This is a genomic window from Staphylococcus sp. LKG3-1, from assembly GCF_048568385.1.
Classification (GTDB): domain Bacteria; phylum Bacillota; class Bacilli; order Staphylococcales; family Staphylococcaceae; genus Staphylococcus; species Staphylococcus saprophyticus.
Genome location: NZ_CP183796.1, coordinates 1104479 through 1124552 on the forward strand (window position 1 = coordinate 1104479; position 20074 = coordinate 1124552).

The window sequence follows — 20074 nt, forward strand, 5'->3', positions numbered from 1 at the left end:
AAAAAAAGAAATATTTATACTTTATTCAACATTTTGTAAGAATTGTCTAACTGTATTTGAAATATTTTCACTCTTTGTAATAGCTGAAATAATGGATATACCGTCTGCACCAGCTTGCATAACTTCCCTCGTATTTTCAACATTTATACCACCGATTGCTACGATTGGAAAATGATTAACATGCGCTCTTAATTTCGTTATCATTTCTGGCCCTACTGGTAAATTTGCATCATCTTTAGATGTCGTTGCGTACATTGGCCCAACACCAATATAGTCCACATGTGCTAAATTAGATGTTTTATATTCATCTATATTACTAATGCTTAAACCAATAATTTTTCCTTTAAATTGTTCAGCAAATACTTTAACATCCATATCATCCTGGCCAACATGAATCCCATCTGCACCAATCTTATTGGCTAAGGCAACATCATCATTAACGATAAATGGTACTGCATAATCATGACACAAAGCTAATAATTTCCGTGCTAAGTCTTCTTTTTCATCTCCAATTAATGCACCGTTACCTTTTTCTCTAAATTGGAACATGGTTATTCCAGATTCAAGTGCTTCAGTCACAACATCTATAATAGTTGTCTTACTTTCAATATCTTGCGTGCCACAAATAAAATACAGTTTCAAATTATTTTTATCAAACATTACTGCACCTCTTGTATATCACTTTGATTTGAATAATCATCATAAGTCACTTGATATAGTGCATCTAATAATAACGTCATAAACGTACCAGGACCTTTGTCTTCCGCAAGTTGCTCTGCCTTTTCCGCAGCGATATTATAAATTGAAGTGGCTTCAACTAACTGGCTGATTGAAGTTGTTTCATCTGTCGGTAAAAAACTAGCTATGACAGCACCTAATAAACAGCCTGCACCCGTTACTTTAGCCAACAAAGCCGATCCATTATTCAGTTGATATATTTGATTGTCTTGAATCACAACATCCTCTTTGCCAGTGATGACTATCGCACTATTTAATCGTTTATGCGCTTCTTTGGCAATTTCTATCGCATTTAAATTATCATCACTGTCCGTTCCTTTCATCTTAGCATCATTATTTATCAACGCTAAAATTTCAGATGCATTCCCTTTTATAACTGCTACATCTACAGTATTCAAAAAAGTTTTACAAAAATCCTTGCGATATTGGGATGCACCAACAGCAACTGGATCAAATACAATTGGCGTGCCTACTTCATTAGCTGTTTTAGCAATTTCTAAAATGTCCTGCTCTCTATCTTTAGTTAAAGTACCAATATTAATGAGCAGTGCATTAGCAGGTGTTAACATATCTATCGCTTCTTCAGGTGCTTGACTCATTGCTGGGCTTGCACCTAAACTTAAAAGTCCGTTTGCCGTAAAGTTCTTTACGACATCGTTTGTGTAACAAATAACGAGTGGATTATTCGTTCTTACATTATTTAAACTATTCATCATCTAGACCTACCTTTTTCATATATGCAAAGTGATTTACAGGTCCTCTACCTTGACCAATTTCTGGCGTATATTTAATGCTTAATGAAATAAATTTTTTAGCTTTTTTCACTGCGTCATAAATCGTTCTACCTTTTGCCAGTTCAGCTGTAATTACTGCTGAAAAAGTACAACCTGTACCATGGGTATGCTGCGTATCATAACGAGGTTCTTCAAACGTATAGACCTCATCTTTAGTAAATAAATAATCTTTAGCAGTTTCTAAATCTTCAGCATGTCCGCCTTTAATAACAACACCCTTACTCCCAATTTCATTAATAAATATGTTGCCTGCTTTATATATCGCTGCCTCATTATCAATCTTTAATCCAGTGATTTCTTCAGCTTCTGGTAAGTTTGGAGTCGCTACTGTTGCATAGGGTAACAATATATTTTGTAAATCTGCTTTCGCGTCATCATCCATCAATGAATCACCACTTTTAGCTAACATAACTGGATCAATAACATATGGTATCTCAGGATATTTCACTAAGTATTCTTGAATTAATTGCATCATTTCCTTTGAAGCAATCATACCAGTTTTAATGGCATGTGGTAATTCGTCATCAAACACACTTGTCAGTTGTTCAGATAACCACTGTGACTCAAGATTGTGAATATGTTGTACACCTTTAGTGTTTTGCGCAACAATGCTTGTAACAGCCGCCATACCATATACGCCACAAGCATGAAAAGATTTCAAATCTGCCATTACACCAGCACCTCCTGTTGGATCAGTACCAGCAATTGTCAATGCAATATTGGGTTTATTCATTTTTCATACCTCCATATGACCATGATTCTTCATTAAATGACATATTAAAAAAGTTTCTTTCATGTACTGTACTTTGTAAAAAGCATTGTTTTATCTCATTTTTTTCTTTTTCGCTACAATGTTTCGTCAATTTATCCATTAAATTATCAAATACAATAACTAATTCATCCATTTCAGTACTATAAAATTCAAACCATTTAGCTAAAATAGAATCTTTATTTAATTCTTTATCCCTTAATGCTTCTTGAGCAATGACTTGATAAACATAAGGACAAGGTGCCATTGCAGCAATTGTATAAGCGGCATTTTCTTTAGCATACGCATTGAAATACATATGTTTAATATAATGATCGCCACTCGGTGGCCAAACTTTCTCTTGTACGATTTCATTATAACTTTCTTGGACATAATCCGCTAAAATTTCATGTGCTTCCACTTCACCATCTACGATAAATTGAATTTGTTCAACCAAAAATCGAACATCATTTAAGTTCTCCATTTTTGGAATTAACAGCGCGTATATATTCGCAAATTCATTTAAATAAGAAGCATCTGCTCTTAAATAGAATTTGGTTGCTTCAATCGGTAAATTCCCATGTAACATACCTTGTATAAACGGATCGTGGTAGATTTGATTAATAATTGGTTTAGCTTCTTTTTTTAACTGTTCTGAAAATAACACAAAAATCCTCCTATAAATAAAAAAACTACATTCCCGACAGAAACGTAGTTAATTAATAGCGAGGATTTATACCCCAACTTTAGATTAAACTACTTTCCTACGTTGGTATTAACCAAATCAGGTTGTAAGGGTCTGAATTTAATCATCTCAGCCAACTGGCTCCCCTAGTAGCGTTTTTATATTTTGTTTAATTAAAAGATAACAAAATACTGACAAATTTGCAAAATAACTGACTATAAAAAAAGCTGAGACATATATGTCTCAGCTTTAAATATTTATCTTAAGTTCATTACTACACTTAATTTTTTATGCAGTAACCCATTGTGAAGCGCCTTCTGTATCATAAAGTTTTTGCGCTGCTGCGTCTTGTACTGCTTCAGGTGCTTCTGTTGGTGATACACCTTGATATTCAGATGGTGCTACTGAATCCCATGTGCTTTGTAAGAATTGATATTTACCTGCTGCACCTGATGATGGGTTAACAGCTTTAAGGTCGCCGCCTGATTCACGTTGCGCGATTGCTTGTAAATGAGAGTTAACATTTACTGATGAACCTTCTGAAGCTTCACTTGAACTAGATTCATTTGAAGTTGATTCATTTGAGCTTGAAGTATTTTGTGTAGTTGCTTCTTGTTGTGGTTGTTGTGTTTCTTCAGTTTGTGGTGCAGCTTCTTGTGCTGGTTGTTCAGTTGAAGCTTGCTCAGTTTGTTGTGGTTGTTCAACTTGTTGTGGTTGCTCAGCAGTTTCTTGTGCTGGTGCATTAGTTGAACCTTGTCCATAGCTCCAAGTCCAATATTGACCGTCTGATTGGAAGCTATAATCAGTATTATTATAGTTAAAGTTAATGTCGTAAGCACCGTCTTGAACTGGTGCTGCATTTAATGATTCTGAATTACTTTGAGCTTGTTGTGCTAATTGTGCTTTGTCAACGCCTTGTTCTGAAGCGTCTGCTGAATTTCCTGCTGCGAATCCTGTTACGCCAAGTCCAACTGCTAATGTTGATGCTACTACTGTTTTTTTCATTGTAAAAAAGTCCTCCTATAAGGTAATTAAGTTTATTTTTATTTATGATTAATTTGCAAATACAACTATAACATTCAAAAAATCGTTGTAGGTTACAGTGAAATAAAAAAAATCGACCTTTTTTACAATGAAATTACATTTAATTTATCTTTGAATATAATTTTTTATCCCTTTAAAAACTTCTGTGATAGTTTTTAAAGGCTATGAAAAGTAAAATTTCACGTAATATGATTGTAATATATCAGATTATTCAGTTTTATTTAAATTACTTATTAGCGATTTGATTGCTGATTCTATATTAAATAAGCTATCCCTCTTATAGGGATATTTTAAGAGGGATAGCCAATAGAAGTATAATTGATAGTAGGATTTAAATGTATATTAAAGTGGATGATTAGATTAGGGGTAGATTTAGGGTGGGTGGTTTATACAATTTCATATATATCATTATTTTGTACGTTAATGTCTTTAAATACATTTTGGGAATGCTCTAGCGGGAATGGTTCAAAAAGTAAATCATTTTTATCTTTGTTTTGTGGAGACATGAATTTAATTGATTCAATAAGTATTTCTGATACAAAATGCGTCTGACCTTCTTTTTCATATTTATGTGATTGCATTTGGCCTGTTATACCTACAAGTGAGCCTTGCTTCGTATATTTCTCAATGTTTGTTGCCATTTTTCCAAATGCTTTACAAAATAAATAATCACATACCGGGGTTTGATTCTTATCTTTATAGTTCCTTGATACAGCTACACAAAATGTAGCTAATTTTTTCTCCTCCTTATCATATATTTTAGGGTCCTTAGTTAGTCGCCCTACGATAACAATGTTATTAATCATATGTCACCTCCTTTATAACTATATTCTATGAATTTTACACAATACCGTCAAAGTACAATAACACAGAATTCAAAAGATGTTTTAATACTAAATTCTACAAATTTTACCTTTCTCTTTTAAAATTACGTTATAATGATTGTATAATTCGAATAATTGTAGAAGTTAAATTTATTAATTGGATGTGAGAACGATGAAATCATTTAAAGCTGTTCGATTTCAAATCGTATCAGATAGTGGTGGCGTTACAGAATATGAAATAGAAGATGGCGTTATTATCAATAAAGAAAATAGTGGAACTGGTTGGTTATTAGAAATTGTTATTTCAGATTATCATTATGAAACAATGAAACAATATATGGATGATGAAACTTTATTAGATATACGCGTAGTGATTACACGTCCAGCAAATGATCCGGCTCTTTTTGATGCGACGATTAAAAACATAAAAAAACTGGAAAGTACAATCTCCATCGTTTTTGAATGTCATATTTATACATTAAGACAAGTATATGCAGAAAGTTTATTAGAACAACTTATTGATGAAGGTTTAACAGGAGACGAACTTAAAAAATCTTTCAATCGTATGATGCAATCTAAACCAAGATTAAAAGATGAAAAAATAGAAAAATAATTACTATAAAAAAGACCTCAAACCGTTGTATTTACAACTGAGCTTGAGGTCTTTTATTTACTTTGCTTGAATTGCAAACGTTAATTCACAACTACATGCTACTTCACCATCGACGGTAGCTTTTGCGTTACCTTTACCGATTGGCCCACGCATTTTTGTTATTTCAACTTCTAATTTTAAAGTATCTCCAGGAGTAACTTGTTTTTTGAAGCGACATTTATCAATTCCAGCAAAAAATGCAAGTTTCCCTTTATTTTCTTCACTATTTAAAATCGCTACTGCACCTGTTTGAGCAAGCGCTTCTGTAATTAAAACACCAGGCATAACTGCATATTCCGGAAAATGACCTTGGAAAAACGGTTCATTACCTGATACTTGTTTAATAGCCACACAACGTGTACCTACTTCATATTCAACAACACGATCAATTAATAAAAATGGTTGTCTATGCGGTATGATTTCTTTAATTTGGTTATAATCAAAAATTGTTTCCATTGTTTACTTCCTCCATCTTGTTCTTGAATCGCCACTTCAATTGCGAATCATGTATTAAGCTTGTGTTCGTTTTATCTCTGCACCTAGTGCTTCTAATTTACCGTGTAAGTCAACATAACCTCTGTCTAAATGCTTTAATTCTGTTACTTGCGTCGTTCCATCAGCTACAAGTCCGGCTAATATAAGTGCTGCTGCTGCACGTAAGTCAGTAGCTTTTACTTGTGCACCTTGTAGTTCACTCTTACCTTCAATCTTAGCACTTCTGCCTTCGACAGAAATCTTAGCGTTCATACGTTTAAATTCGGCTACATGCATAAATCTATTTTCAAATACAGTTTCAGTTACTACTTTATGTCCTTCAGCTGTTAGTAATAATGCCATCATTTGTGATTGCATATCCGTAGGGAATCCTGGATGAGGTAATGTTTTAATATCTACGGGTTTTAATTCATCTTCTACTCTTACGCGAATTGCGTCATCTTGATAATCTAGATTCACACCCATTTCTTCCAATTTGTAAACAAGACTTGTCATATGTTCTTTTATAGCACCATTTACAAGTACATCACCACGTGTAATCGCACCAGCAATCAGGAGTGTACCTGCTTCAATTCTATCAGGAATAATCGCGTGTTCCACACCGTGAAGTGTTTCTACACCATGGATAATGATCGTATCCGTGCCAGCTCCAGAAACGTTACCTCCCATTTCGTTAATATAATTTGCTAAATCAACGATTTCTGGTTCTCTTGCAACATTTTCTAATACTGTTTTACCTTCTGCTAGTGAAGCTGCCATGATAATATTTTGCGTTGCGCCCACACTTGGGAAGTCTAAATGAATGGTTGTACCTTTTAATCCATTTTCAGTACTTGCATAAATAAAACCACCATCCATGTGAATATCAGCACCAAGTTCTTCGAAACCTTTGATGTGCTGTTCAATTGGTCTTGAACCAATTGCGCAACCACCTGGCAATGCGACTTTAGCATGACCTAAGCGGGCTAATAATGGACCCATAACAAGAATACTGGCTCTCATTTTACTTACATATTCATATGGAGCCTCTTCATTTAATTCTTTCGTTGCATCTACAGTTACTGATTCTTCGTCTTTATCGTATGAAACTTCTGCATTTAATGTTGAAATCACATTATTTATCGTTTCTACATCACTTAATGCAGGTACATTCATAAGTTTACTGACACCTTCTGATGCTAAAAGTGAAGCAGTTAATACTGGTAATACAGCATTCTTGGCACCTGACACTTTAACCTCCCCAGTTAATCTATTTCCACCATTAATTTCTATCATATCCATCTTAAATCCTCCACTTTGCTACTTATATATTTCATTTTAATTAAACTATTTTATGTACTTCTAAATTATTATATCTATAATTCAAAAAGATATACAAGTATTTGAATTATTGTGCTAAATATTTTATTTGCGTTGAGTATTGTAACAAATCCACAATAAAATTACTAACAGCTGTTCCAAGTAATATTGCTAAAAAAATCATACAAATTTGAACTTGTAAGGGATACCCCTTTTTAAAAAACTGCTCTAATCTCACTGCATTTAATGCCCAATAAGCAATACAAATACAAACCACATGTAAGATAAGATGTACAATTGAAAATTGTCCTAGATACTCCATACAATAACTCCTCACTTTAGACTGTCAATTTATTTTACACGAAATAATCATTAAAAGATACTTAAGAACTGCAGAATTTAATTAACTATAATGCTTTTGTTGTTTGAGCACTTCACTTTTTATTTTTGTGTCTACTTTACTATACGAACTTACGTCTATAAAAAAAGAGTCTAAGACATTTTTCATGTCTTAGACTCCTTTTGGAGTGAGTAGTAGATGCCTAAATGGAAAAAGTAACATCCCACTCACCAATGATATAATTTATTGTAAGTTCGCGACGCGAATACGGTTATTCGCTCTTTCTAAAGCACGTTTAGCTCTATTAACGTCGCTGTTATCTTCTTCATTATTCAAATGAGATTCTGCTCTAGATTTTGCTAATTCAGCTCTAGCAACATCTATTTCATTCGCAGGTTCTGCAGTTTGTACAATAATTGATAATTTATCTTGTCTAACCTCAACAAAACCTTCACTCACTGCAATATATTCTGAACCACCGTCAAAATTTATTTTGACATAGCCAATTTCAAGTGCTGCAACTGTTGGAATATGTCCATACATAACACCGATTTCTCCTGCAGTAGTTTGTAATACTGCAAGATTAACATCTTCTCGGTCGTAAACAGAACCATTAGGAGTGACAATATTTAGGCTTAATGTGTTCATTATCTTTACCTCCTAATTTTTAAACTTCAACACCCATATCTTTAGCTTTTGCGATTACTTCTTCCATACTACCTACAAGACGGAATGCATCTTCAGGGATATGATCATATTCGCCATCTAAAATTGCTTTGAAGCCTTCTACCGTTTTTTGAACAGGTACATATGAACCTTTTTGACCAGTAAATTGTTCAGCTACGTGGAAGTTTTGTGATAAGAAGAACTGGATACGACGTGCACGTTCAACAGTTTGTTTATCTTCTTCTGATAATTCATCCATACCTAAAATAGCAATAATATCTTGTAATTCTCTATATTTTTGTAATGTAGATTGTACATCACGAGCTATTTCATAATGATCTTGACCAACAATTGTAGGGTCTAATGCTCTAGAAGTAGATGCAAGCGGATCAACGGCAGGATAAATACCCATTTCCGTTAATTTACGTTCTAGGTTAGTTGTAGCATCTAAGTGAGCAAAGACAGCTGCTGGTGCTGGGTCAGTATAATCATCGGCAGGTACGAAAACTGCTTGGATTGACGTTACAGATCCTTTAGTTGTTGATGTAATACGTTCTTGTAATTGACCCATTTCAGTAGCAAGTGTAGGTTGATAACCAACGGCTGATGGCATACGACCTAATAGTGCTGATACTTCTGAACCAGCTTGCGTAAATCTGAATATGTTATCAATAAATAGTAAAACATCTTGTCCTTGTACATCACGGAAGTGTTCAGCCATTGTTAAGCCTGATAAAGCAACACGCATACGCGCACCAGGTGGCTCATTCATTTGTCCGAAGACCATAGCTGTTTTCTTAATAACACCACTATCACTCATTTCGTAGTATAAGTCATTACCTTCACGCGTACGTTCACCTACGCCGGCAAATACTGAAATACCACCATGTTCTTGAGCTATATTATTAATTAATTCTTGAATTAATACTGTTTTACCTACACCAGCACCACCGAACAAACCGATTTTACCACCTTTAATATACGGTGCAAGTAAATCAATTACTTTAATACCTGTTTCTAAGATTTCAACTTTTGTTGATAATTGATCGAATGCAGGTGCTTCTCTATGAATTGGATCACGTTTGACAGAAGTATCAAGCTTCTCGTCTAAGTCAATTGTATCACCAAGAACATTAAACACACGTCCTAACGTAGCATCACCAACTGGAACACTGATGCTATCTCCGCTATCTCGAACTTCTGTACCACGTTTAACACCATCAGTAGAATCCATTGCAATTGTACGTACGACGTCATCGCCAAGTTGTAATGCCACTTCTAATGTAAGAGATACTGTACCTTCATCTCTTTCAACGTCTACGACTAAGGCATTGTTAATTTCTGGAACTTCATTGTGCTCAAAGCGAACATCAATTACTGGACCCATAACTTGAGTTACACGGCCTAATCCCATGTTTTTTTCCTCCTTTAATAATTATTCAAGCGCAACTGAGCCACCGACAATTTCAGTGATTTGTTGAGTAATTGCTGCTTGTCTTGCTCTGTTATATTGAATAGATAAGTCATCAATAATTTCTGACGCATTATCTGATGCATTTTTCATTGCAGTCATACGCGTAGCATGTTCACTTGCTTTTGCATCTAAAATCGTTCCATATATTAAACTTTCAACATATTGAGGTAAAATGACGCTCAATATTGCCTCTTTGTCTGGTTCGAACTCATATGATGACAATTGACCATGTCCTAAGCTAGAGTCCTCAGGAGACAATGGAAGCACAGTTTTGGTAGAAGGTGTATTTTCTAATACACTTACGAAATGACTAAAATAAATTTTCACCTCATCAACTTCTTCTTCACTATACAAATCTATAGCTTTTTTAGCTATTGCTTGTACTTCTTTAAAAGAAGGTTGATCTGGTACATCTATAAGTGAATCATGTATGTCATAACCTTTATTTTTAAGGAAATCCACACCAGTTTGACCTAATACTAGAATTGAATAATCATCTTTACTTGCATGTTTTTCTTCAATATCTTTTATAAGGTGTTTTAATACGTTTGCATTGTAAGCACCTGCAAGACCTTTATCACTTGTAATCACTAGGTAGGCACTTTTCTTCACTTTTCGTTGTTGTAACATTGGGTGACGTGAATTTTTATCTGCACCTGCAACTGCAGTAATCGCATCTTGCATTTTTTCCATATATGGTCTGAACTGTTTCGTGTTGCTTTCCGCACGGCGCAATTTAGAACTTGATACCATGTTCATTGCTTTCGTAATTTGCTTCATTTTTTTGGTTGATTTTATACGTGTATCAATCTCTTTAAGAGATCCCATTATCTCACCACCTTTTATTTAAGATTAACTATTATGCTTCTGATTTGCTAAAGCTTTTTTTGAATTCTGTAATTGCTGATTCAAATGCTTCATCTTTTGGTAATGCACCTGAAGTTTTAATTTCATTTAATAGTTCAGTCGCATTAGACTTAGCCCAAAGATTTAATTCTTCCTCGAAACGAGTAATATCTTCTACTGGGATGTCATCTAAATAACCTTTAGTCAATGCATAAATAATTAATACTTGATTTTCGACAGGTAGTGGTTTGTTTTTATCTTGTTTTAAGATTTCAACCGTACGTTTACCACGTTCTAATTTTTTAGCTGTAAACTCATCTAAATCTGAACCAAATTGTGCAAATGACTCTAATTCACGATAAGAAGCTAAATCTAAACGTAACGTACCAGCAACTTTTTTCATTGCTTTTATCTGTGCAGAACCACCAACACGTGATACAGATTGACCAGCATTAATGGCAGGTCTTACACCTGAGAAGAATAAATCAGATTGTAAGAAGATTTGTCCATCTGTAATTGAAATAACGTTAGTTGGTACATAAGCTGCGATATCGCCTGCTTGTGTTTCTATAATTGGTAAGGCAGTAATAGAGCCTCCACCTAAATCATCATTTAACTTCGCTGCTCTCTCAAGTAATCTACTATGTAAGTAGAACACATCGCCTGGGTATGCTTCACGGCCTGGTGGTCTACGTAATAATAGTGATAACTCACGGTAAGCTGCAGCTTGTTTCGTTAAATCATCATAAACAATTAAAACGTCTTTACCAGCAAACATGAATTCTTCAGCCATAGCTACACCTGAATATGGTGCAATATAAAGCATTGGAGCTGGGTCAGCTGCTGAAGCAGAAACAACAATTGTGTAATCTAACGCGCCTTCTTGGCGTAGCTTTTCAACATTAGCACGAACAGTTGAATCTTTTTGTCCAATAGCAACATAAATACAAATTGTATCTTGATCAGCTTGGTTTAAAATTGTATCAATAGCAACCGTAGTTTTACCTGTTTGACGGTCACCAATGATTAATTCACGTTGACCACGACCAATTGGTACAAGTGCATCAATGGCTTTAATACCAGTTTGTAATGGTTCATCAACTGATTTACGGTCCATTACACCTGTTGCTTTTTTCTCTACAGGTCTTGTGCTTGTTGTATTAACTGGACCTTGTCCATCAATAGGTTGTCCAAGTGGGTTCACAACACGACCAATAAGTTCGTTACCTACAGGAACTTCCATAATACGTCCAGTACGTTTTACTTCGTCCCCTTCTTTGATATCAGCGTATGGTCCTAAAATAACTACACCGACATTTGATTCTTCTAAGTTTTGTGCTAAGCCTAGAACGCCACTTTTGAATTCTATTAGCTCACCAGCCATAACATCGTTTAATCCGTGGATTAGTGCGATACCGTCACCAATTTGTAGTACTGTACCTACATCAGTAACTGCCATTTCCGACTCATAATTTTCGATTTGTGAGCGAAGTAATGCACTGATTTCTTCAGCTTTAATGGCCATCTATGTCACTCCTTCAAATTTTATTTCACTCTAATAAATTGTCTTTCTAATTGTGCAAGATCATTTTTAATACTTGCGTCCATCACTTTCGTACCAACTTTAACTCTGATACCACCGATAAGTTCAGGATTAATTTTGTTAGTAATCATTATTTTAGAAAGTTTAGTTCGTGCTTTAATAATTTCTTCTATACTTGATAATTCTTCTTCTGACAATTGATATACGGATTCGATTACAGCATAGTCTTGATTATGCTGTTCATTATATAATGTTTCAAACGCGATATATATTTCATGAATGTGTCCTAAATGACGATTGCTAGCAAGTATTGTCAGCATATTCTGCAAGTATTGGTTCGTTTGTCCAAATACAATGCTTACGAAGCGACGACGTTGCTCAACATCTTTTTGTGGATCTGCATCCAATGCTTGTAGCTTTTTATTTTCAGATTGAACTGCTTCATTAATTGTTGAAAATTCATCGTACATGTCGTCAAGTATGTCTGCATCTTTAGCAGTATCAAATAATGCTTTGGCATATTTTTTTGCTATGTTTGCCATTACTTATCGCCTGCCTCTTTTATGTACTTTTCAACTAAAGCTTTTTGATCTTTATCTGAGATTTCTTTTTGCAGTACTTTAGAAGCGATTAAAACAGAAAGCTCAGAAACTTGGTTGTTAATATCTGCAATTGCACGTTCTTTTTCACTGTTGATTTCATTCTGTGCAGTTTCAATCATGCCATTAGCTCTGATATTTGCTTCATGAATAATTTCTTCATGTTGTTTTCGAGCTTGAACTTTAGATTCTTCTAAAATCTTTTGAACCTCATCTTGTGTTTCTTTTAGTGTTTGTTTATTTTGTTCTTCTAACTTTTGTGCATTTAATTTAGCTTGTTCAGCATCATCAATGTCTTTATTAATATCGTGTTCACGTTTATCCATTACATCTTTTAATGGACCCCATGCGAACTTTTTCAATAAAGCTAATAAGATAAGAAAAGTTACAAGCGTAACGATTATTGTCCCCCATTGAACGCCGCTAGTTCCAGCTGCACCAAGTACAAACATATTTGTCGTAGCAGTCACTTACATAGACACTCCTTTCATACATTATAATCATAAGACATTATTGATAAAAACGAACGGCGAAAGTCTTTCAGACTTCGCCATAATAATTAGTTGAATTATAGTGACATGAAAGCGATAACTACACCAATGATAGGTAATGCTTCAACTAAACCGATACCGATGAACATAATACCCATTAATTGTCCACGTGCTTCTGGTTGACGAGCGACACCTTCTACTGTTCTTGAAACGATAAGACCATTACCAATACCTGCACCTAATGCTGATAAGCCGATTGCGATTGCTGCTGCGATTAAATTCATTTATAAAATCCTCCTAGTTTTTCTTTAAAATTTAATTAATTAATGACTGTCCTGAACTTTATGGGACATGTAAACCATTGAAAGCATAACGAAAATATATGCTTGAATTGTACCGATGAATATTGAAAACCCTTGCCAAACAACTAAACCAGGTAACCCGATTATCCAACCCCATGCTCTAGTTGAATCACCTGTTACTAATCCTGCCAATAATCCTAATAGCAATTCACCTGCGAAAATATTACCGTAGAGTCGAAGACCTAACGTTAAAGTTGAAGTGAATTCTTCAAAGATATTAATTGGTAATAAAAAGATTGGTTTTGTATAGTTTTGGAAATAACCTTTTGTACCTTTCATTCTAACACCATAAAAATGTGTTAATAGAATGATGAGTGTTGACAGTGTTAAAGTAACTGTCGCATCAGCTGTTGGTGATTTCCACCACAACGTATGCCCTGAAATTAATTGAAATGGAAGTCCTAGCATATTACTCACAAATATAAAGAATATAAGTGTTACTGCCAAGAAATGGAATTGCCCACCTTTTGACCATGCCATGTTACTTTCAATAATACCTCTTACAAAGTCAAAAACCCACTCTATGAAATTTTGTTTACCAGTTGGTCGTTTTTTGAGGTTGCGTGTACAAATAATAGCAATGACAAAAACAATAACCGCTGTAATAATCAACATCATAATTGATGAAAGATTAAACACTATGTCTAGACCAAATACATTCCAACTGACTAGAGGGTCTTTATGATTCATGCTTTCTCACCTCTTTCGTTTTAAAATTTATTTCTTGTGTAAAAATGGTTTGAAAACAATTAAAACATATGAAATCATTAAACCAATAACCACACCAATGATATTAATTTCATCCTTATAAAAATACCAAATACAACATGCTAGAACCACTATTAAATATCTCCAAACGTTGCCCGTTGAAATATGTATGTTATCTTTTTCTTTTGCCTTTGCTAAATAATATTCGAAAGTAAAAGTATTAAAAAGTGATCCAATTGTACCTATTATAAGCCCTAATATAAATGGTGAGTATGTGAAAATAAACACAATTAATAGTACAACTATACCATATAAATAGTATTGAATGTATCTATTAAAAATGATGTTGAAACGTTCCATGACTATGCCTCACTTCATCTTTTTCATGCAATAATGAGAACCATTTCAATCATACAGTTTTAATAATAATATAGGGGTAGTTAACGTGTCAATTCTATACAAAATGTAGTTTAATTTTTTCTCAAATTGTCACAGAACCGACACATTCCCCCTTTTTAATTATTTGAATGATTCTGGCTTTTTGGAAATTATATGAAAATAATATTTGATATTCTCACAAATTCGTAAAGCGGCATTTCCATCTCCATAAGGATTTCGTGCATGGCTCATTTTGTCATATAACATTTTGTCATCTAATAATTGTTTCGTAGAATCAAATATGTTTTTCTCGTGGGTGCCTACTATTTTAAGCGTACCAGCATTCACACCTTCGGGTCTTTCTGTAGCATCTCTTAACACAAGTACAGGTTTACCTAATGAAGGCGCTTCTTCTTGCACACCTCCAGAATCAGTTAATATCAAGTATGATTGATGGGCAAAATTATGAAAATCCACGACTTCCAATGGTTCCACCAATTCAATTCGCTCGTGATTTGATAAATAAGTTTCTGCAATTTCCCTAACTTTAGGATTTTTATGCACTGGGTAAACCACAACGACATCTTCAAATGCTTCGACAATATCTCTAACAGCTTTAAATATATGCACCATAGGTTCACCAATATTTTCACGTCGGTGCGCAGTTAACAAAATGATACGTTTATCTTTATGCTTTGCTATAATCTCAGAATGATAGTGATCATGTATTGTCGTCTTCATAGCATCTATAGCCGTATTACCTGTCACAACGATTGATTCCTCTGGTTTGTTTTCTGCTAAAAGATTGTGAGCAGCATTATTGGTAGGGGCAAAATTCAAATCTGCCATTACCCCTACCATTTGTCTATTCATTTCTTCAGGAAATGGAGCATATTTATCCCATGTTCTTAAGCCAGCCTCGACATGACCTATAGGAATCTGATTATATAATGCTGCTAAACTACCAGCAAACGTCGTCATTGTGTCACCATGAACGAGTATCATATCTGGTTGTTCTTTCTTTATAACATCCTCTAGTCTCGATAAAATACGTGACGTAATTTCAGACAGTGACTGGCCTTGTTTCATGATATCCAAATCATAATCTGGTGTGATGTGGAAGCTAGTCAGAACTGAATCAAGCATTTCTCTATGTTGAGCCGTAACAACTACGATAGGTTCTAGCGCATCGTCATGTTTCAACGCTTGAATTAGAGGTGCCATTTTTACTGCTTCTGGACGTGTGCCGAAGACAGTCATTATTTTTTTCATTTTTCCTCCACTCCTGGGCGAAACTATTTTGTACCGAATAAACGGTCACCTGCATCACCTAAACCTGGTGTGATATATGCATGATCATCAAGCTTTTCATCTAATGCAGCGATAAATATATCCACATCTTCATGAGCTGCTTGTAATTTTTCTACACCTTCAGGGGCAGCGATTAAACACATAAAACGAATATTTTTAGCACCACGTTTTTTTAATGAATTAATAGCTTCTATAGCTGAAGCACCTGTTGCTAACATTGGGTCTACAACTACAATTTCTCTTTCTTCAATATCTTGTGGTAATTTCACAAAATATTCAACGGCTTCTAGTGTTTCAGGATCTCTATAAAGACCCACATGACCTATTCTAGCTGCAGGTACTAATGTTAAAATACCTTGTGTCATCCCTAATCCTGCTCTTAAGATTGGTACAAACGCTAATTTTTTACCTGTTAATCTTTTAGCAATCATTTTTGTTACTGGTGTTTCTATTTCCACATCCTGTAATTCTAAATCTCTTGTAACTTCATATGCCATTAACATACCTACTTCATCTACTAGCTCTCTAAATTCTTTAGTCCCAGTATGTACGTCACGGATATAACTTAATTTGTGTTGAATAAGTGGGTGATCAAAAACATGTACTTTGCCCATAAATTTATTTCCTCCAATTTTAATTATATAAAGGATGTTTTGAAGTTAAAGTCTTAACTCTTTCTTTCCCTTCGGCTAATGCTTTTTCATTTTCTGGGTCTTTTAAAACTAAACTAATGATTTTCGCAACTTCTTCAAAAGCAGTTTCATCAAAACCACGTGTTGTTGCAGCTGGGGTACCTAAACGGATACCACTCGTTACGAAAGGTTTTTCTTGATCAAAAGGAATTGTATTTTTATTACAAGTTATTCCAATTGCATCTAGTGTTTCTTCAGCAACTTTACCTGTAATACCCACAGAACCTTTGACGTCTACTGCGACGAGGTGATTATCCGTTCCTCCAGATACAACTCTAAATCCTTCGTCAGTCAATGTGTTAGCTAATGTTTTAGCATTTTGAATCACTTGTTGTTGATAAACTTTAAAGTCATCTTGTAATGCCTCACCAAATGCAACTGCTTTAGCAGCAATCACATGCTCTAATGGGCCACCTTGGATACCTGGGAATATCGTTTTATCAATTTGTTTTTTATATTCTTCTTTACATAAAATCATGCCGCCACGAGGTCCGCGTAATGTTTTATGTGTAGTTGTCGTTACGAAATCTGCATATTCCACAGGATTTGGATGTAAACCAACTGCGACTAAACCAGCGATATGTGCCATATCAACCATTAATTTTGCGCCAACTTCATCAGCAATTTCTTTGAATCGTTTGAAATCGATTGTTCTTGAATAAGCTGATGCACCAGCAACAATTAATTTAGGTTTATGTTCTTTAGCAACTTTTAATACTTCATCATAATCAATTTGCTCATTTTCTTGGTCTACACCATATTCCACAAAGTTATAAAATTGACCACTAAAGTTCACAGGTGCACCATGTGTTAAATGGCCACCATGGCTTAAATTCATACCTAATACAGTATCACCGTGTTCTAATGCTACGAGATAAACAGCCATATTGGCCTGAGATCCTGAGTGTGGTTGAACATTAACATGTTCTGCGTCAAATAATTTTTTAGCACGATCAATAGCTAATGTTTCTGACACATCTACGTATTCACAACCGCCATAATATCTTCTATTAGGATAGCCTTCAGCATACTTGTTCGTTAACACTGATCCTTGGGCTTCCATAACTGCTTCTGAAACAAAGTTCTCTGAAGCAATGAGCTCGATATTGTTATTTTGACGGTTAAATTCATTTTGAATCACTTCATATATTTCTTTATCTTGCTTTTGAATAAATGACATTGGTAATTCCCTCGTTTCTGTATTAGTTATATTTTGCTCTTTCGCCACCAATTTTCTTAGGTCTTGAAGAAGCGATGGTTACAATTGCTTCACCAATTTGCTTAACACTTGTACGTTCTGGAATAGCGACATGCTTGATGTGCATTCCAATAAGGGTTTGACCAATATCAATACCTTTAGGTACCGATATATGTTCAACAACCATTGGTTCATCCATATGCTTGTATGCATAAGTGGCAAGACTTCCACCAGCATGAACATCTGGTACAACCGTAACTTCTTCCATCGTGAGGGGATTGAATTGTGCTCTTTCTATTGTTACCGCTCTGTTTATATGTTCACAACCTTGATATACAAAAGAAACGCCTGTTTCATTTTCGATTACTTTCAATGAATCAAATATTTCTTTAGCTACTTCCATAGAACCTACACTACCAATGCGTTCACCAATGATTTCTGATGTTGAACAACCGATAATGCATAATTCATTAGCCTTGAAAAAAGATTGTGATTTTAATTCATCTAACAATAACTTCAAATCTTCCATTCTTGCACCCCTTTTTATTAATGACATAAAAAGTAATTGAATCTCAAACCGCTTTAAAACATACAAAATTGACTGATAGCAAATTTGCTACACGTTTTTATTATAACGTATTTACTAACGTACTTATACTAATTTCACCAATTTATTAGTTTAATATTTTATTTTTTAAACTATCTATCAGTAAATTTAATTCATTATATATTTCAAGATATGCAGATTTACTCCCACCAAACGGATCGGAAACCTCTCCTATCTTGTCTACATACTCATTTAAAGTAAATACGTGATCGGTGTTATCATACAATTCCTTAATTATGCGCTTATGAGATGAACCCATCGTCAATATTAAATCTGCATTTATATCTGAAGCAGTAAAAGACTGGGCTTGGTATGGCACATTTAAATGACGCTCAAGTAAAATTTCCTTAGTATGATCTGATATCGGTTGACCATCTATAGCATACATACCACGTGACACAATTGTATGGTTAGGTAATTTGGACTGAGCGATACTTTCAGCCATAGGACTCCTACAAGTATTTCCTGTACAAACAAAAATGATTTTCATAAATCTGCTCCTTCAATAATAGATTGATTAGCCGCTTTCATCATTCTATTCATAATTGCCGTAGTGTTATCATTCAAATCAAATCCATAAATAAAGGCATGTTGAATTTGATCGTCTTGGTCTAACTGATGCAATATTTGATAAAGATTATGATTAGCCCCTTTAATATCATTTTCATCTTCGCATAAAGGTATAAATTTCGCAGCTTCTGGTATTAACGCTTGTTTGCTACGAGGTACGATAAACGCTGTTTGTGTCCAATTTGAAGTCGATGTAGGTAACGCATTAAAAGACTTCAATATTTTTACTGGTGTATCAGGTGAATAATGTTTATATTTCATACCTGGAGCAATTGGTTTTTCAGAATCTAATGTACCTATTGTTGTCACACTTTCTGGAATAACCGCTTCTATCATAGATTTTGTGATAGAACCGGGTCTAGCGATTTTAAATGGAAATTGTGTACAATCGAGCACAGTACTTTCTAACCCCTCTTCACTTTGGTCTCCATTCACAATACCATCGATACGCCCGTCCAAATCACGATAAACATGTTCAAATGTAGTCGGTGAGGGTCTGCCACTCAAATTTGCACTGGGTGCCGCAATTGGCATATCAACATATTTTAGTATTTGTCTTCCGATTGGATGACTTGGCATACGCACTGCAATGGAATCTAACCCACCACTAACACTTTCACATAAATAGCCTTTTTTTAATGGAACAATAAATGAAATCGGTCCAGGCCAAAATTCATTCATTAACATTTCAACTTCTTTTGACAGCTTATCTGTAAAAGCTTGTATTTGTTCAACTTTATAGATATGAACAATTAAAGGATTGTCAGATGGTCTACCTTTCGCACTATAAATGTGTTTAATTGCTGCTTCATTACGTGCATCTGCACCCAATCCGTATACAGTTTCAGTTGGTATAGCAATTAAACCGCCATTTTCAAAAATTACTTTTATATCATTCAGTTCATTATCTGTATTCAATTGATTATTAGATTGGCGTAAATCCCATATTTTTGTATTCACTTAGACTCACCCTTTCATCTTGTTATCTATTTTAAAACAAAATAAAAAGT

General features: G+C 34.5%; 25 protein-coding genes and 1 riboswitch. Of the genes, 1 reads left to right on the top strand and 24 read right to left on the bottom strand.

The window, feature by feature from the left end:
- Positions 1-21: 21 nt before the first annotated feature.
- The 6 genes from thiE to ACM595_RS05535 form a co-directional block, all read right to left on the bottom strand.
- Entirely contained in the window at positions 22-660 is a 639-nt protein-coding gene (gene thiE / locus ACM595_RS05510; RefSeq protein WP_002482736.1) for a thiamine phosphate synthase, read from the bottom strand.
- Positions 660-1451: a hydroxyethylthiazole kinase gene (gene thiM, locus ACM595_RS05515; RefSeq protein WP_002482735.1), complete on the bottom strand. Its 792-nt coding sequence runs from the start codon at positions 1449-1451 to the stop codon at positions 660-662. Before thiM ends, thiE begins: the two co-directional genes overlap by 1 nt.
- Positions 1444-2265 carry a bifunctional hydroxymethylpyrimidine kinase/phosphomethylpyrimidine kinase gene (gene thiD, locus ACM595_RS05520; protein WP_002482734.1) on the bottom strand — a complete coding sequence of 274 codons (822 nt, stop codon included), beginning with the start codon at positions 2263-2265 and terminating at the stop codon, positions 1444-1446. The genes thiM and thiD overlap by 8 nt, the downstream gene beginning before the upstream one ends.
- Positions 2258-2947, bottom strand: a complete 690-nt coding sequence (gene tenA, locus ACM595_RS05525; protein WP_002482733.1) for a thiaminase II — start codon at positions 2945-2947, stop codon at positions 2258-2260. Before tenA ends, thiD begins: the two co-directional genes overlap by 8 nt.
- A 77-nt stretch (positions 2948-3024) precedes the next feature.
- Positions 3025-3123, bottom strand: a riboswitch (TPP riboswitch).
- Positions 3124-3253: 130 nt separating this feature from the next.
- Positions 3254-3970, bottom strand: a complete 717-nt coding sequence (locus ACM595_RS05530) for a transglycosylase family protein (protein ID WP_115338428.1) — start codon at positions 3968-3970, stop codon at positions 3254-3256.
- Positions 3971-4395: 425 nt separating this feature from the next.
- A complete protein-coding gene (locus tag ACM595_RS05535; RefSeq protein ID WP_419744471.1) occupies positions 4396-4815 on the bottom strand; it encodes a single-stranded DNA-binding protein in 420 nt (139 codons plus the stop codon).
- Between the two features lie 190 nt (positions 4816-5005).
- On the opposite strand from ACM595_RS05535, the gene ACM595_RS05540 reads away from it, so the two are divergent.
- Positions 5006-5446: a YwpF-like family protein gene (locus ACM595_RS05540; RefSeq protein ID WP_002482730.1), complete on the top strand. Its 441-nt coding sequence runs from the start codon at positions 5006-5008 to the stop codon at positions 5444-5446.
- 57 nt (positions 5447-5503) lie between these two features.
- On the opposite strand, the gene fabZ is transcribed toward ACM595_RS05540, so the two are convergent.
- The 18 genes from fabZ to ACM595_RS05630 all read right to left on the bottom strand — a co-directional run bounded on the left by fabZ (position 5504) and on the right by ACM595_RS05630 (position 20024).
- Complete coding sequence (gene fabZ, locus ACM595_RS05545; protein WP_002482729.1) at positions 5504-5941, bottom strand: 3-hydroxyacyl-ACP dehydratase FabZ; 438 nt, start codon at positions 5939-5941, stop codon at positions 5504-5506.
- A gap of 54 nt (positions 5942-5995) precedes the next feature.
- A complete protein-coding gene (gene murA / locus ACM595_RS05550; protein ID WP_002482728.1) occupies positions 5996-7261 on the bottom strand; it encodes a UDP-N-acetylglucosamine 1-carboxyvinyltransferase in 1266 nt (421 codons plus the stop codon).
- Positions 7262-7367: 106 nt separating this feature from the next.
- Positions 7368-7601 carry a DUF1146 family protein gene (locus tag ACM595_RS05555; RefSeq protein ID WP_011302682.1) on the bottom strand — a complete coding sequence of 78 codons (234 nt, stop codon included), beginning with the start codon at positions 7599-7601 and terminating at the stop codon, positions 7368-7370.
- 261 nt (positions 7602-7862) lie between these two features.
- Positions 7863-8267 carry a F0F1 ATP synthase subunit epsilon gene (locus tag ACM595_RS05560; protein ID WP_002482727.1) on the bottom strand — a complete coding sequence of 135 codons (405 nt, stop codon included), beginning with the start codon at positions 8265-8267 and terminating at the stop codon, positions 7863-7865.
- A gap of 19 nt (positions 8268-8286) precedes the next feature.
- On the bottom strand, positions 8287-9699 hold the full coding sequence (atpD, locus tag ACM595_RS05565) for a F0F1 ATP synthase subunit beta (protein ID WP_002482726.1): 1413 nt from the start codon (positions 9697-9699) through the stop codon (positions 8287-8289).
- A 21-nt stretch (positions 9700-9720) separates the two neighbouring features.
- Positions 9721-10587 carry an ATP synthase F1 subunit gamma gene (atpG, locus tag ACM595_RS05570; protein WP_002482725.1) on the bottom strand — a complete coding sequence of 289 codons (867 nt, stop codon included), beginning with the start codon at positions 10585-10587 and terminating at the stop codon, positions 9721-9723.
- Positions 10588-10618: 31 nt separating this feature from the next.
- Positions 10619-12130, bottom strand: a complete 1512-nt coding sequence (gene atpA, locus ACM595_RS05575; protein WP_002482724.1) for a F0F1 ATP synthase subunit alpha — start codon at positions 12128-12130, stop codon at positions 10619-10621.
- Between the two features lie 20 nt (positions 12131-12150).
- Complete coding sequence (locus tag ACM595_RS05580; protein ID WP_002482723.1) at positions 12151-12690, bottom strand: F0F1 ATP synthase subunit delta; 540 nt, start codon at positions 12688-12690, stop codon at positions 12151-12153.
- A complete protein-coding gene (locus ACM595_RS05585) occupies positions 12690-13217 on the bottom strand; it encodes a F0F1 ATP synthase subunit B (RefSeq protein ID WP_011302679.1) in 528 nt (175 codons plus the stop codon). Before ACM595_RS05585 ends, ACM595_RS05580 begins: the two co-directional genes overlap by 1 nt.
- A 98-nt stretch (positions 13218-13315) precedes the next feature.
- A complete protein-coding gene (gene atpE / locus ACM595_RS05590) occupies positions 13316-13522 on the bottom strand; it encodes a F0F1 ATP synthase subunit C (RefSeq protein WP_002482721.1) in 207 nt (68 codons plus the stop codon).
- A gap of 39 nt (positions 13523-13561) precedes the next feature.
- Positions 13562-14290 (bottom strand): F0F1 ATP synthase subunit A, encoded by a 729-nt coding sequence (gene atpB / locus ACM595_RS05595; protein WP_002482720.1) that lies wholly within the window; start codon positions 14288-14290, stop codon positions 13562-13564.
- A gap of 27 nt (positions 14291-14317) precedes the next feature.
- Positions 14318-14668 carry an ATP synthase subunit I gene (locus tag ACM595_RS05600; protein ID WP_011302677.1) on the bottom strand — a complete coding sequence of 117 codons (351 nt, stop codon included), beginning with the start codon at positions 14666-14668 and terminating at the stop codon, positions 14318-14320.
- 159 nt (positions 14669-14827) lie between these two features.
- A complete protein-coding gene (gene wecB / locus ACM595_RS05605) occupies positions 14828-15958 on the bottom strand; it encodes a non-hydrolyzing UDP-N-acetylglucosamine 2-epimerase (protein ID WP_011302676.1) in 1131 nt (376 codons plus the stop codon).
- Between the two features lie 23 nt (positions 15959-15981).
- Positions 15982-16611: a uracil phosphoribosyltransferase gene (upp, locus tag ACM595_RS05610; RefSeq protein WP_002482718.1), complete on the bottom strand. Its 630-nt coding sequence runs from the start codon at positions 16609-16611 to the stop codon at positions 15982-15984.
- Between the two features lie 19 nt (positions 16612-16630).
- Positions 16631-17869, bottom strand: coding sequence for a serine hydroxymethyltransferase (gene glyA, locus ACM595_RS05615; RefSeq protein ID WP_002482717.1), 1239 nt, complete (start codon positions 17867-17869; stop codon positions 16631-16633).
- A gap of 22 nt (positions 17870-17891) precedes the next feature.
- The gene (locus tag ACM595_RS05620) at positions 17892-18416 is read right to left on the bottom strand and encodes a TIGR01440 family protein (protein WP_002482716.1); all 525 of its coding nucleotides are present in this window, start codon (positions 18414-18416) and stop codon (positions 17892-17894) included.
- Positions 18417-18561: 145 nt separating this feature from the next.
- Complete coding sequence (locus ACM595_RS05625; protein ID WP_011302672.1) at positions 18562-18984, bottom strand: low molecular weight protein arginine phosphatase; 423 nt, start codon at positions 18982-18984, stop codon at positions 18562-18564.
- The gene (locus ACM595_RS05630; RefSeq protein ID WP_002482715.1) at positions 18981-20024 is read right to left on the bottom strand and encodes an L-threonylcarbamoyladenylate synthase; all 1044 of its coding nucleotides are present in this window, start codon (positions 20022-20024) and stop codon (positions 18981-18983) included. The genes ACM595_RS05625 and ACM595_RS05630 overlap by 4 nt, the downstream gene beginning before the upstream one ends.
- Positions 20025-20074: the final 50 nt, after the last annotated feature.